The organism is Streptomyces sp. NPDC104226 (genome assembly GCF_055584085.1).
Window position 1 is genome coordinate 454,517 of record NZ_JBVJMS010000005.1, and the last position, 13,441, is coordinate 467,957.

12 protein-coding genes and 1 tRNA gene are annotated in these 13,441 nt (G+C 70.9%); 9 read left to right on the top strand and 4 right to left on the bottom strand.

The window, feature by feature from the left end:
• Nucleotides 1–4: 4 nt before the first annotated feature.
• Complete coding sequence (locus ACZ60J_RS18525) at nt 5–616, bottom strand: 5-formyltetrahydrofolate cyclo-ligase (RefSeq protein WP_469683062.1); 612 nt, start codon at nt 614–616, stop codon at nt 5–7.
• A gap of 92 nt (nt 617–708) precedes the next feature.
• Here ACZ60J_RS18525 and galU point away from each other — a divergent pair, with 92 nt between their 5' ends.
• The 7 genes from galU to ACZ60J_RS18560 all read left to right on the top strand — a co-directional run bounded on the left by galU (nt 709) and on the right by ACZ60J_RS18560 (nt 6,099).
• Nucleotides 709–1,611, top strand: a complete 903-nt coding sequence (galU, locus tag ACZ60J_RS18530; RefSeq protein WP_250737539.1) for a UTP--glucose-1-phosphate uridylyltransferase GalU — start codon at nt 709–711, stop codon at nt 1,609–1,611.
• Between the two features lie 4 nt (nt 1,612–1,615).
• Nucleotides 1,616–2,977: a molybdotransferase-like divisome protein Glp gene (gene glp / locus ACZ60J_RS18535; RefSeq protein ID WP_469683063.1), complete on the top strand. Its 1,362-nt coding sequence runs from the start codon at nt 1,616–1,618 to the stop codon at nt 2,975–2,977.
• A 73-nt stretch (nt 2,978–3,050) separates the two neighbouring features.
• A complete protein-coding gene (gene moaC, locus ACZ60J_RS18540) occupies nt 3,051–3,554 on the top strand; it encodes a cyclic pyranopterin monophosphate synthase MoaC (RefSeq protein ID WP_250737535.1) in 504 nt (167 codons plus the stop codon).
• Nucleotides 3,551–4,132, top strand: a complete 582-nt coding sequence (locus ACZ60J_RS18545; protein ID WP_469683064.1) for a MogA/MoaB family molybdenum cofactor biosynthesis protein — start codon at nt 3,551–3,553, stop codon at nt 4,130–4,132. Before moaC ends, ACZ60J_RS18545 begins: the two co-directional genes overlap by 4 nt.
• 17 nt (nt 4,133–4,149) lie before the next feature.
• Nucleotides 4,150–4,779, top strand: a complete 630-nt coding sequence (locus ACZ60J_RS18550) for a GNAT family N-acetyltransferase (RefSeq protein ID WP_469683065.1) — start codon at nt 4,150–4,152, stop codon at nt 4,777–4,779.
• A 157-nt stretch (nt 4,780–4,936) separates the two neighbouring features.
• Nucleotides 4,937–5,947 carry a divisome protein SepX/GlpR gene (sepX, locus tag ACZ60J_RS18555; protein WP_469683066.1) on the top strand — a complete coding sequence of 337 codons (1,011 nt, stop codon included), beginning with the start codon at nt 4,937–4,939 and terminating at the stop codon, nt 5,945–5,947.
• 78 nt (nt 5,948–6,025) lie between these two features.
• Nucleotides 6,026–6,099 (top strand) — tRNA-Ala (locus ACZ60J_RS18560).
• Between the two features lie 173 nt (nt 6,100–6,272).
• Here ACZ60J_RS18560 and ACZ60J_RS18565 read toward each other — a convergent pair.
• Entirely contained in the window at nt 6,273–7,682 is a 1,410-nt protein-coding gene (locus ACZ60J_RS18565; protein ID WP_469683285.1) for a cellulose binding domain-containing protein, read from the bottom strand.
• A 453-nt stretch (nt 7,683–8,135) separates the two neighbouring features.
• Between ACZ60J_RS18565 and ACZ60J_RS18570 the strand changes: the two genes are divergently transcribed.
• Both ACZ60J_RS18570 and ACZ60J_RS18575 read left to right on the top strand, forming a co-directional pair.
• Nucleotides 8,136–9,395: a nucleotide sugar dehydrogenase gene (locus ACZ60J_RS18570; RefSeq protein WP_469683287.1), complete on the top strand. Its 1,260-nt coding sequence runs from the start codon at nt 8,136–8,138 to the stop codon at nt 9,393–9,395.
• On the top strand, nt 9,392–11,179 hold the full coding sequence (locus tag ACZ60J_RS18575; RefSeq protein ID WP_469683067.1) for a glycosyltransferase: 1,788 nt from the start codon (nt 9,392–9,394) through the stop codon (nt 11,177–11,179). The genes ACZ60J_RS18570 and ACZ60J_RS18575 overlap by 4 nt, the downstream gene beginning before the upstream one ends.
• A 55-nt stretch (nt 11,180–11,234) precedes the next feature.
• On the opposite strand, the gene ACZ60J_RS18580 is transcribed toward ACZ60J_RS18575, so the two are convergent.
• Nucleotides 11,235–12,674, bottom strand: coding sequence for a polysaccharide deacetylase family protein (locus ACZ60J_RS18580; protein WP_469683068.1), 1,440 nt, complete (start codon nt 12,672–12,674; stop codon nt 11,235–11,237).
• 249 nt (nt 12,675–12,923) lie between these two features.
• On the bottom strand, nt 12,924–13,424 hold the full coding sequence (locus ACZ60J_RS18585) for a GNAT family N-acetyltransferase (RefSeq protein ID WP_469683069.1): 501 nt from the start codon (nt 13,422–13,424) through the stop codon (nt 12,924–12,926).
• Between the last annotated feature and the right edge of the window lie 17 nt (nt 13,425–13,441).

Consider the following 13,441-nt stretch of genomic DNA (forward strand, 5'->3'; position numbering starts at 1 on the left):
GGGTCTAAGCGCTGAAGCGGACCACCCCCGACGGGGTGGCCACCGCCCGGACGGGGTGGTCGTGCGGTTCCTCGGGGACCCGCGCGACCACCTCGTCGTCGTAGAGGAGCACGATCAGCGCGGGATGCGCCCCGGCGCGCTCCAGCCGCGCCAGCACCCGGTCGTACGAGCCCCCGCCCCGCCCGAGCCGCATGCCCCGCCGGTCCACGGCCAGTCCGGGCAGCAGGACGGCGTCGGCGCCGGTCACCGCGTCCGGGCCGAGGCGGGGACCGGCGGGCTCCAGGAGCCGCATCTTCCCCGGGTGCGCGGCCTCGGCCAGGCTGCCGGGGCCTTCGTACGCCGCCCAGTCGAGGTCGTTGTCGGGCAGCAGGACGGGCAGCAGCACCCGGGTGCCGGCCGCCCGCAGGGCGTCGAGCAGTTCGCGGGTGCCCGGTTCGGAGCCGATGGAGACGTAGGCGGCCACGGTGTGGGCGGAGCCGAGTTCGGGTAGTTCCAGTGCGGAGCGGGAGAGGGCGTCGGCCGTCGCGCGGAGGGTGTCGGCGGACAAGGCGCGGCGGGCCGCGAGGAGTTCGCGGCGCAGGTCCGTCTTGGCCTTCGAAGGCTGGTTCTCGGTCACGGCTGGCTCGTATCACTTTCTATGGCGGTATACCGGATCATGTTCATCTGAAGCACACGTGGCCCACAGCACGAGCGACTATCGTTCCGCTCATGACTCAGTTGCACCCCGTGATCAAAAAGGCCGTCATCCCGGCCGCGGGCCTCGGCACTCGGTTCCTTCCCGCAACCAAGGCCACCCCCAAGGAAATGCTTCCTGTGGTGGACAAGCCGGCCATTCAGTACGTCGTCGAGGAGGCCGTGTCGGCCGGTCTCGACGACATTCTCATGATCACGGGCCGTAACAAGCGTGCTCTGGAAGACCACTTCGACCGGAACTACGAGCTGGAGTCCGCGCTCATCGCCAAGGGCGACGACGACCGGCTCAAGAAGGTCCAGGAGTCCAGCGACCTGGCCACCATGCACTACGTCCGCCAGGGCGACCCCCGGGGCCTGGGCCACGCCGTGCTGTGCGCGGAGCCGCACGTCGGCGACGAACCCTTCGCCGTCCTCCTCGGCGACGACCTCATCGACCCCCGCGATCCGCTCCTGCGCCGGATGACGGAGATCCAGCAGAGCGCCGGCGGCACCGTCGTCGCGCTGATGGAGGTCGACCCCTCCCAGGTGCACCTCTACGGCTGCGCCGCCGTCGAGCCCACCGGCGAGGCGGACGTGGTCCGCATCACCGGTCTCGTGGAGAAGCCGGACGCCGCGGACGCACCCAGCAATTACGCGGTCATCGGACGATACGTACTCGATCCGGCGATCTTCGGCATACTGCGGGAGACCGAGCCGGGCCGCGGCGGTGAGATCCAGCTGACCGACGCCCTGCAGAAGCTGGCCGCCGACGAGACCGTCGGCGGTCCGGTGCACGGCGTGGTCTTCCGGGGCCGCCGCTACGACACCGGGGACCGCGGGGACTACCTGCGGGCCATCGTCCGACTCGCGTGCGAGCGTGAGGACCTGGGCCCGGAGTTCCGCACCTGGCTTCACCATTACGTCACGGAGGAGATGTAGGACCTTGAGCAAGCCCGACGCACCGCAGGACGGTCACTCCCAGCGCCTCTGGTCGGTGGACGAGCACTTGGCGGACGTCCTCGGTACGGTCCGGCCGCTGGAGCCCATCGAGCTCCAGCTGCTGGACGCCCAGGGCTGTGTCCTGGTCGAGGACGTCACCGTGCCCGTCGCCCTGCCGCCCTTCGACAACAGCTCGATGGACGGGTACGCCGTCCGGACCGCCGATGTCCAGGGAGCCAGCGAGGAGTTCCCCGCGGTGCTGACGGTCATCGGGGACGTGGCGGCCGGCAGCGGAGAGCTGCCGACCGTCGGCCCCGGCCAGGCCGCCCGCATCATGACCGGCGCCCCGCTGCCCCCCGGCGCGGAAGCCGTCGTACCGGTCGAGTGGACCGACGGGGGCACCGGCGGCGGCGCCGCCTCCGGAATGACCCCCGCCAGCGAGGCGCCCGAGGGCGCCGCGGGCGAGGTGCGCGTCCACCGTGCCGCCGAGGCGCGGGCGCACGTCCGCGCGCGCGGCAGCGACGTACAGGCCGGGGACCTGGCGCTCGCCGCGGGCACGGTCCTCGGGCCGCCGCAGATCGCCCTGCTGGCCGCCATCGGGCGGGGCACCGTACGGGTGCGTCCGCGCCCGCGCGTGGTCGTCCTGTCCACCGGCAGCGAACTGGTCCAGCCCGGCGAGGCCCTGGCAGCCGGCACGATCTACGACTCCAACAGCTTCGCCCTGGCCGCCGCCGCGCGGGACGCCGGAGCCATCGCCTACCGGGTCGGCGCCGTCGCCGACGACGCCGACACCCTGCGCTCCACCATCGAGGACCAGCTCATCCGGGCCGACCTGCTCGTCACCACGGGCGGGGTCAGCGTCGGCGCGTACGACGTGGTCAAGGAGGCCCTCACGGCCGTCTCCACCGGGGGCGCCGAGGGCGGGTCCGCCGAGGACGTCGACGGCGCCGGCATCGACTTCCGCAAGCTCGCCATGCAGCCCGGCAAGCCCCAGGGCTTCGGCACCATCGGCCCCGACCACACCCCGCTGCTGGCCCTGCCCGGCAACCCGGTCTCCTCCTACGTCTCCTTCGAGCTGTTCGTGCGCCCCGCGATCCGCGCCCTCATGGGCCTGCCCGCCTCCGAGGTCAGCCGGCCGAGCGTGCGCGCGGTCCTGGAGTCGGACAAGGCCATCGGATCCCCGGCGGGCCGCCGCCAGTTCCTGCGCGGCAAGTACGACGCCGAGAGCGGCACCGTGAGCACGGTCGGCGGAGCGGGCTCGCACCTGATCGCCGCGCTGGCGCACGCCGACTCGCTGATCGTCGTACCGGAGGACGTGACCTCGGTGGAGCCCGGGGCCGAGCTGGAAGTGGTCCTGCTCGGCTGAGGTCCGCCGGATGCGGGTAGCGTGTTGCACCACACAGGCCCTTGCGGGGCCCGGACGGGAGCGGCACGCAGATATGAGTACGCAGAGCAGCGCCGGCGGCGCCGCCGGCACCAGGCTGACGCACATCGACGAGGCCGGCGCGGCCCGGATGGTCGACGTCTCGGCGAAGGACGTCACCACCCGGACGGCGCGGGCCAGCGGGCGCGTGCTCGTCTCTCCCCGGGTGATCGAACTGCTGCGGGGCGAGGGCGTGCCCAAGGGCGATGCCCTCGCCACCGCGCGGATCGCCGGGATCATGGGGGCGAAGAAGACCCCCGACCTGATCCCGCTGTGCCACCCGCTGGCCGTCTCCGGGGTCAAGGTGGACCTGAAGGTCGCCGACGACGCCGTCGAGATCCTCGCCACCGTCAAGACCACCGACCGCACGGGCGTCGAGATGGAGGCGCTGACCGCCGTCGCGGTCGCCGGGCTCACCGTCATCGACATGGTCAAGGCCGTCGACAAGGGCGCGGTCATCACCGACGTGCGGGTCGAGGAGAAGACGGGCGGCAAGTCCGGCGACTGGGCGCGCTCGTGAACGCCCCGCGCGGCGGCGAGGTCCACAGCCACGCCCACGCCCCTGCGCCGGAGGAGGCCCCCGCGGCGCCCGCGCTGCGCGCGCTGGTCGTCACGGCCTCCAACCGGGCCTCGCAGGGCGTGTACGCGGACAAGGGCGGCCCGGTGCTCGCCGAGGGCCTGAGCGCGCTCGGCTTCGCGGTGGACGGCCCGCGCGTGGTCCCCGACGGGGACCCCGTGGAGGCGGCCCTGCGCGAGGGCGTGGCCGCCGGGTACGACGTCATCCTGACCACCGGCGGCACCGGCATCTCGCCGACCGACCGGACCCCCGACGCCACCGCCCGGATCCTGGACTACGAGATCCCGGGGATCCCGCAGGCGATCCGCGCCGAGTCCCTGGCGAAGGTGCCCACCGCGGCCCTCTCCCGGGGCCTGGCGGGCGTGGCCGGCCGCACCCTGATCGTGAACCTGCCCGGTTCCACGGGCGGGGTCCGCGACGGGATCGCGGTCCTGTCCCGGGTGCTGCTGCACGCCGTCGACCAGATCCGCGGCGGCGACCACCCCCGTCCCGAGGGCAGACCGCCGGGGAGCGCGAGCTGAACGGCCCCTCCTGGCCGGTGGTGCTGACGGACGGCGACGTGTCGCTCCGGCCGATAAAGCTCCGGGACCAGGCCGCCTGGCGCGAGGTCAACCGCCGCAACCGCGACTGGCTCCGGCCGTGGGAGGCGACGATCCCGCCGCCCGCGCCCTGGGGGCCGGTGATCCAGCGGCCGACGTACCGCCAGATGGTGCGCCATCTGCGGGCGGAGGCGAACGCGGGGCGCATGCTGCCGTTCGTCGTCGAGTACCAGGGGCGGCTGGTCGGCCAGTTGACGGTCGCCGGGATCACCTGGGGCTCCATGTGCGCGGGGCACGTCGGCTACTGGGTGGACCGGGACGTGGCGGGCCGCGGAGTGATGCCGACGGCGGTCGCGCTCGCGGTGGACCACTGCTTCGGCAAGGTCGGGCTGCACCGGATCGAGGTGTGCATCCGCCCGGAGAACGGTCCGAGCCGGCGGGTGGCGGAGAAGCTCGGCTTCCGCGAGGAGGGTCTGCGCCCGCGGTACCTGCACATCGACGGGGCCTGGCGCGATCACCTCGTGTACGCGCTGACGGCGGAGGAGGCGCGGGAGGGGCTGCTGCGCCGCTGGCACCGGGAACGCCATCCGCACGGCCCCGCCGAGCCGGGGCAGCTGCCGGAACAATAGAAATCCGATATCTGTTCGAATTTCTTCGCCAGATGACCGATTCGCCCATAACCTGATCCGAAGAATCACAAAAAAAGTCCGTGATATCAGCGAGATCGTGCGACACGCCGTCCCAATTGGCGGATTCCCCCGGCCGCGCCCCTCTACGGTGTGGGGTGTGAGCAGCAGCGGCCTCATCTACGCAGTCATCGTGGGGGCCTGGGCCGCCTACTTGGTGCCCATGTGGCTCCGGAGGCAGGACGAGCTGAACGAAGCCCGTCCGACGGAACGCTTCTCCACCGCCATCCGGCTGCTTTCCGGCCGGGCGGGAATGGAGCGCCGTTACGCCAAGGGGCTGCGTGAGCGCGGTGACGAGGAGGCGCAGCACCAGCCCCCCGCGGACCCGGACGCCACGACGGAAACGGTGAAATCCGTGGACGCCGCCGACGCCCGGGCCGTCGTCGTGCCCCCGCCCACCCGGTCCGAGCCGAGATCGGCCGCCTCCGAGCGGGCCGACCGCGCGGAGCGGGCCCGCCGCGAGCAGCGCCTCGTCGTCCTGGCCCGCCGCCGGCGCACCACCGCGCTGCTCTTCCTGATCTTCACCCTCGGTGCGGTCGCCGCCGCCGTCGGCGGACTCCAGTACCTGTGGGCCCCGGCCGTCCCCGCCCTGCTGCTGAGCGCGTACATCGTGCACCTGCGGGTCCAGGAGCGGCGCCGCTACGAGTTCACCATGGACCGGCGCCGCGCCGAGGCGGCCGCCCGCCACCTGCGCGAGAACCGCCCGCGCCGCCGGGAGTCCGAGCCGGCGGCCGGCTCCGACCCGGACCCTGCGCCACCGGTCTCCCCGCAGGAGGCCGGCCGGCGCGCCCTGGTCGAGCAGACCGACCACGCCGAGTGGGTGGACCAGCAGCGCGAACGCGAGCGCGGCCCCGCCCGCGGTGACAGCTGGGAGCCCGTCCCGGTGCCGCTGCCGACGTACGTGACGGCCCCGGTCGCCCCGCGCGCCACCGGCCCGGCCACCCCGGACCCCTGGAGCGCGACCCGCTCCAGCACGGCCGAGCCGACGGAACCCCGTCTGCGCGCCCAGCCGTCCACCCCGACGCCCCGTCCCCGCCCGCGCGACGCGGCCCGTACGCCCCTCTTCGACCAGTACGAGGGCGACGAGCGCCCGCGCGCCGCGAACGAGTGATCGATGACCTGCGCGGACGCTCCCCGATACCGGTTTTGGAGCACCCGCGAGGGGATGCTAATGTTTCACACGTCGCAAGGGCCTGTGGCGCAGTCTGGTAGCGCACCTCGTTCGCATCGAGGGGGTCTGGGGTTCAAATCCCCACAGGTCCACAAACGACAGTTCACGGGTTGCTACCGAGAACGTCATGAGATCCCGTCCCGCCGAAAGGCGGGGCGGGATCTCGGCGTTTGCGGGGTGTCTTCGCATGCCGGGGCCGGGAGGGCCCGCACCGCGCGCCGTCCGGCGGCGGGCACCGGGGGAGTGCCGGTGCCCGCCCGGGGGGTCAGGAGGCCGGGGCCGGGACCGTGTCGACGTGGCGCATGCCGCCGGCGTCGAAGGCCTTCGCGGCGGCTTCGACCTCCTGCGTGGACTGGCCGGGCTTGGCGTTGTAGTAGACCCAGTCGACCTGCATGTCCCATGCGCGGTCCCCCTTGAACGGCAGGTCCACGAACCAGGTGTTGAACTGCACCGACATGTCGGCGCGCGGGGCGTACTTCTTGCTGTTGGTGAACAGCTTGCGGCCGTCGACCTGATAGGTGACCGAGTCCTCCGTCACCGTGAGCACGACCGTGTGCCACCCTTCCAGGCTCTTCTCCGACTTGCTGGTCACGCGGTCGTTCCTGTCGGCGTCGTGCCAGCTCGTGGTGTCCAGCTTGGGGCCGCGGGCGCCCCAGCCGCCGTTGGGCATGTACTCGTAGTCCAGTTCGCTGTAGTTCGAGCCGCTGCCGCCGATGGTGAAGAAGGTCTGGTTGACGTGGTCGCCGTTCCGGCCGCTCGTGGGCTTGTCGCTGAAGTGGATCCGTGCGGCGAAGGTGCCGGTGCGGAACTTCTGCTTGAGGGTCCCCAGGGCCGCCTGACGGGTGCCGGACGGGGTGCCGTCGGTCCGGGCGCGCAGCTGGAGCACCTGGGCGCCCAGGGCGTCCTGTGCGGGCGGGAAACTGATCCCCTCCGCGGACCAGGTGTTCGCGATGCCGGGACCGCCCTTGCTGGTCCGCACCAGCCAGCCGTGCTTGAAGAGCGCGGGGTCCTCGGGGCCGCGGTAGTTGAAGGTGTCGAACATGATCCCGGACGGGACGGCGGGCGCCGGCGGGGAGCCGGCTGCGCCGCTCGCGGCCGCCGCGGCACTGCCCGCGGGTTCCTCGCCCCACGCGAGAGCGCCGCGCTTGTAGGCGGTGACGGTCCTCGACTCCTTGTACGTGGTCTTGTCCCCGTCGAAGGAGCGGTCGTTCGACTGCTTCAGCTTCCCGTGGTCCGCGCGGTAGAGCTGAAGGTCGATGCCGTTGCTGTTCGCGCCCGGTTCGAGGGTGCCCGCGTCCGCGGTGAAGCCGACCTCCAGGTAGTGGTCGGCCGTGCCGCTGGGCTTGTCCAGGGCGACGACGGTTCCGGTGACCTTGGAGCAGCCCGCCGCGGCCTGTACGCAGTTGAAGGCGTACGGGGTGTCCGTGTCGGCGGTGAAGTAGTACCGAAGCCGTACGTCGCCCAAAGGCAACGGCTCCTTGGACGTGTTGAAAACTTCAAGTGAAGGCTTCGCCACATCGTCTGAAACGGAATCCGTGCGATATCGGACGGTCACCTCGGAAGGGTCCGACTTTGCCGTCGGATTACCCGTCGAGTAGAAGGCGATGCCGCCGCCTACGACAGTGCCCGCGACGAGCAGTGTGGCGATCGGCTGCCAGATGCGTCGGCGCTGCATATGCGGAGAGGTGCGGCGGTCTGTGGGCACGGGAAAGGAACTCCTCGGCAGGGTGTGAGGCGCGTTGAATGGGTCGTTCCTCTTCCGGATCGCCCGGATGAACACAACGCGTGACTGAATTTCCGTGATCCTAACCCCAAGGCTTCACTCTGCGTGCGGTGCAAGGTCCGCAAGGGTCTGCGGGCTCCATGGGCCGAGCCTCGCAGGCCAGTTGGGGCTTGGGCTTTCACTGTCGGGGGCGGAGGGTGTGCTGCACCCTGGACAGTCGAACCGGGCCGAGGGTTGTACGCGAGATCGGGTGACATAAAACACCGATCCCGTCGATAATCCGGCCGCACATCTGTTGTTAGCATGCGAACCCTATTTGACCGATTCAGGTTTATGTCTGCGCCCGGGGGGGCCATGGCATCCGCGGCGCGGGTGGGGTGGGGAATGAGTTCTGTGAACACAACTGTGCAGGTCGATCTCGTGGTGGTCGGGCTCGGATATGTAGGGCTTCCGCTCGCCCGATCAGCCGCCGCGGCCGGCCTCAGCGTGGTCGGCCTCGACCGCAGCCGACGTGTCGTCGACGGTTTGAACGCCGGCCGTTCACACGTCGACGACATCACCGATTCCGAGGTCGGGGCGATGCTCGGCCAGGGATTCCGGGCCGTCGACGAGGCCGGGGTCATCGCCGGTGCCGGCGCGGTCGTCATCTGCGTACCGACCCCGCTGACCGAGCACGGTGCCCCCGACCTCGGAGCGGTGGACGCCGCGGTGGACGCCATCGCGGCCCACCTCGCTCCGGGCACCCTCGTCGTCCTGGAGTCCACGACATATCCGGGCACCACCGACGAGGTCGTGCGGCCCCGGCTCGAAGCCGGCGGCCTGCGTGCGGGCCGGGACTTCCACCTCGCCTTCTCGCCCGAGCGCATCGACCCGGGCAACCCCACGTACGGCCTGGAGAACACGCCCAAGGTGGTCGGCGGCGTCACGCCCGACTGCACCAAGGCGGCGCGCGGGCTCTACGAGCGCTTCGTGGGGCGGGTCGTGGAGGCCAAGGGCACCCGCGAGGCCGAGATGGCCAAGCTGCTCGAGAACACCTACCGGCACGTGAACATCGCCCTCGTCAACGAGATGTCGATGTTCTGCCGGGAGATCGGCGTGGACCTCTGGGACGCGATCCACTGCGCCTCCACCAAGCCGTTCGGGTTCGCCCCGTTCTTCCCCGGCCCCGGCGTCGGCGGCCACTGCATCCCGATCGACCCCAACTACCTCTCGTACAAGGTGCGGTCGCTCGGCATCCCGTTCCGCTTCGTGGAACTGGCCCAGGAGATCAACCAGCGGATGCCCGTACACGTGGTCGCCCGCGCCACCGACCTCCTCAACGACCAGGGCAAGGCCGTGCGCGGCTCGCGCGTCCTCCTGCTCGGCGTCACCTACAAGCCGGACATCTCCGACCAGCGGGAGAGTCCCGCGCAGGCCGTCGCGCAGAACCTGCTCGCGAAGGGTGCCGAACTCGTCTACTTCGACCCGCGCGTCGCGGAATGGACCGTCGACGGGCTCCCCGTCGAGCGGGTCGAGGACTACCTCGCCGGCGCCGCGGAAGCGGACCTCACCATCCTGCTGCAGCCCCACCGGGAGATCGACTTCGGCGCGCTCGCCGACCGCGCGCAGGCACTGTTCGACACCAGCGGCAAGTCCGCGGCGCATCCCCGCGTGGTCAAGCTGTGACGGCGCAGGACACCTACATAGCGGGCGCCGTCGATTCCGTCGGCCACCAGAAGCACCGCAAGCGCCGGCACCTGAAGGTCTCCTACGTCGTCTTCGCGGGCCTCGCCGCGCTGATCGCGACCCGGCTCGACACCGGTTCGCTGCACCTCTACTCGCTCGGCGCCCTGGGCCTGCTGTCGCTGAAGATGTTCGGGGCGCTGTTCTACCGGCCGGCCAAGGCCGACCAGGCGCAGCTGGAGTACCTGGAGAGCCGCTGGGTCACCGCGGTCATCCCGATCTACAACGAGGACCCGGTCATGTTCGAGCAGGGGATGCGCAGCCTGCTCGCGCAGAGCCGGCTCCCCAACGAGGTCCACATCATCGACGACTGCAGTGCCGACCCCGGCGGCATCCGGGCGGCCGCCAAGCTGCGCCGCGATTTCGAGGCGCGCGGCGTGAAGTACACCGTCAGCGTGCAGCCCGAGAACAAGGGCAAGCGCGAGGCGCTCGCCCGCGGGTTCCAGGCGGCCCCGTACACCGACCTCTTCCTGTGCGTGGACTCGGACACGATCCTGTCCCGTGACACCGTCCGCGAACTGCTGCTGCCCATGGCCGACGAGAAGATCATGGCCTCGACCGGCATGGTCCTCGCCCTCAACCACGACAGCAACATCTTCACGCGCCTGCAGGACCTGCGGTACGGCAACTCGTTCCTCTTCGAGCGGGCCGCCTACTCGCGGCTGAAGTCCGTGCTCTGCTGCTGCGGAGCGCTGTCCGTCTACCGCGGCACGCTGGTCCGCAAGTACCTGGACGACTTCCTCAACCAGCAGTTCCTGGGCAAGCCCGCGGTGTTCGGCGACGACCGCCGCATGACCAACTACTGCCTCATCGAGGGCCAGGTCGTCTTCCAGGAGACGGCGGTCGGCTACACGGCGGTGCCGGAGAAGCTGCCGCACTTCCTGCGCCAGCAGGTCCGCTGGAACAAGTCGTTCTTCCGCGAGTCGCTGTGGGCGTTCCGCAAGCAGAAGAAGTGGCGACCCGCGTTCTGGCTGACGACCATGGAACTGATGCTGTGGCTGGTCTTCGGCTCGGCCATGTTCTACTCCATGGTCATCCTGCCGATCATGCACCCGGCGAGGTTCGTCAACCACATCGGTGACTACCTCATGTTCATGGTGCTCATGGGGTACCTGCGCAACGTCCGCTACCTCGACTTCCCGCGCCGCGGCATGGGACTGGTCAAGCGGTTCGGCATGTTCCTGCTGGCCCCGCTCTACGGCGTCATCCAGCTGACGCTGCTCACACCCCTGCGCTTCTACGCCCTGTTCACCCTGCACAAGGGCAGCTGGGGCACCCGGCAGGCGGGTGTCGAGGTCTCGGTGGCGGGCCACGAGGGGGAGGTCGCCTCCGTGTGGGAGGAGGAGGACCCGTACTCCAGCCCGAAGGTCACCGAGACGCTGCAGATGATGCGCCTGGAGAACAAGGCGCTGAACCGCCTCACCCAGTCCCCGCAGGCCTTCGCACCGCAGGCAGTGGCACCGCAGACCGTGACACCGCAGACCGTGGCACCGCAGTACGCGGCGCAGCCGGGCCAGTACGGGGCCGAGGGGCCGCAGCAGGCCGGCTGGGCTGCGCCCGTCCCGCAGCAGTGGGTCTCCTGGGGCACCCCGGAAGCGGTCCAGCCGCAGCCGCAGCCGCAGGGCTACGGGCAGGACGAGTACTTCGGCGACTGGCCCGCGCAGTGGAGCCACGCCCAGGAGCCCTACGCCGATCCGTACGGGATCCCCGACCAGGGCGGCCGCTAGCCGTACGGGCGAACAGGGGCGGACCGCCCCTGTTCGCGCCTCCGGCGCGGCCGGCTCAGGTGTAGTACTGCATCGCCTCCGCGACGGTCACCACGGGGATCCCGCGGGCATCGATCTCCTTCATCATCGCGGCGAACCCGTTCCGGCTGATCTCCGTACTGGACGCGGGGGCGCCCGCGACGATCTTGTGCATGCAGAGGATGAGCCAGTCGCCGTTCTTCGCGCAGCGGTCCAGCTTGCCGCCGAGGCCCGTCACCTTCGACAGCTGCGTACCGCCGATCCCCGTACCGTCGTTGATGCCGGTGACGGCCTTGAGGCGGTAGGGCATGGCCGGGGCGTACGACTCGACGGTCTCGGAGATGATCGACCGGGCCGAGCTGAAGTGCCGGCTCGCGAGCAGGTCGACCGGGACGCCGTCGGACGTCTTCTGGAACGCCCCGTGCGGGTACGCGAAGTGCTCGCTGGTGAAGCCGTTGGACACCAGCCACTCGCGCAGACGGCGGAAGTCGTCGTCCGCCTGCTGCGCCGTGAGCTTCGGGTAGCTCGCCGTGTGCGTGGCGGTCGCGTACGAGTGGCCGGCCATCTCCCAGCCGGACGTGTCCTGCATCGACCGCATCTGGTCGATCGTGAGGAAGTCCTTGGTGCCGATCGCGTCGGCGATGTTGTAGACCGTCCCGGAGTAGCCGTAGGCGTCCATCGCGGGCCGCGCCAGGTCGTGGACCGACCTGTGGGAGTCGTCGAAGGTGATCGACACCGCGCCCTTCGGGAAGACCGTGCTGGTGTCCGGGACCAGCTCGACGGCCTGGAGGTGGTAGGTCACCGGGCCGGCCGCGTCGTCGTACAGCGCGAAGGAGAGGTCGGTGATGCCGGTCCGCGTGGACGGCACGCCGGAGGACGACACCGCGTACGCGCCCGCGGCGCCCGTGATGTCGGCCCACTGGAGGTGGACGGTCACCCACTCCCCGGACTGGACGTAGTTGGCCGAGGTCGTGGAGTGGGCGTGGAACTGCCAGACGAAGTGGTTCGCCAGGGAGCCGCTGCCCGCGTAGAAATCCAGTTTGGCCAGGTGGGACACGTCCGTCACGCGGAAGACGAGCCTGATCATCTTTCCGGTCAGGTCCATCGCGGGCAGCCCGACCTTGCGCACGTACGACTGCTTGCCCGTGCCGTTCGTCGTCACCCGCACCGACTGCGTCCCCCGGACGAAGGCCGCCGTGTCGTTCGCCTCCGACGACGCCGTGCCGGCACCGGCCGCGGTCCAGCCGTGCTGCGCCTGGAACTGCTGGGACCACGTCGCCCGCCGGAACTTGGGGCGGCGGCCCGTCGGCGCGAACGGGGGAGGCGTCAGACCCTCGGCGAGCTGCCCGCCCGTGACGCTCATCCCGCCGGCCCCCGCGCGGGCCGCCGCGGGCTGCGCCGGCACGGTGAGCAGGGCGCCGCCGGCGGTGAGGAGCGCCCCCTTGCCGGCCAGGCGCAGCGCGGAACGCCGGCCCATCGCAGAGGCTCCGGATATGGATGGATCACGGCGCACGGGACTCCCCCAAAGTCGTCGGACGTACCAGACCGCTCCATGCGCCACAGTCCGCGGGGGATCGTCGATTCACGAATGCGATCAAGACTCGCACCATATCCCCCGCCGCGGCCGTCTCGTACGACCGCTCACCGGTTGCTGCCGGGAAGAAAGCGGACCCCGTCCGTCCGGAAGATCGGGCGGGATCCTCGGGTCACACCGGGGTACGCCGGGTCACGCCGGGTTCAGCGGCTTCGTCATGCAGCGGCTGGAGTCGTGGAAGCGGTAGTGGCCGAACTTGTCGTCCGTCAGGGTGTAGGCCTCGGAGAGGTAGAGGGCGATGGCCTCCGGCTGCTGGTCGCCGGTTTCCAGGACCATGCGCAGGCGGCCGGCCGCGCGGGCGTCCGCTTCGAGGGCGGCGAGCATGCGGCGGGCCAGGCCCAGGCCGCGGGCCTCGGGGATCACGTACATGCGCTTGAGCTCGGCGTCGCCGTCGGCGTAGCCCTCGTCGTTCGCCTCGTGGCTGCGCCAGCCGCCGCTGGCGACCGGGGCGCCCGAAGCGTCGTAGGCGAGGAGGTAGAGGCCGCTGGGCGGGACGAACATCGCCGGGTCGAGGAACGTTTCATCGCCCTCGCCCTCGTAGCGCTCCTGGTATTCGATCTGCACTTGGTCGTTGAGCTTGACCGCGTCCGGGTGGTCGTAGGCCACGGCGCGGAGCTGGATCTCCTGAGACATCGGAACAGCCTACGGAA

Coding starts and splice junctions, on each gene's coding strand:
- galU (WP_250737539.1), top strand. CDS start 709: ATGACTCAGTTGCACCCCGTGATCAAAAAGGCCGTCATCCCGGCCGCG.
- moaC (WP_250737535.1), top strand. CDS start 3,051: ATGAGTACGCAGAGCAGCGCCGGCGGCGCCGCCGGCACCAGGCTGACG.
- ACZ60J_RS18565 (WP_469683285.1), bottom strand. CDS start 7,682: ATGCAGCGCCGACGCATCTGGCAGCCGATCGCCACACTGCTCGTCGCG.
- ACZ60J_RS18580 (WP_469683068.1), bottom strand. CDS start 12,674: ATGGGCCGGCGTTCCGCGCTGCGCCTGGCCGGCAAGGGGGCGCTCCTC.
- ACZ60J_RS18585 (WP_469683069.1), bottom strand. CDS start 13,424: ATGTCTCAGGAGATCCAGCTCCGCGCCGTGGCCTACGACCACCCGGAC.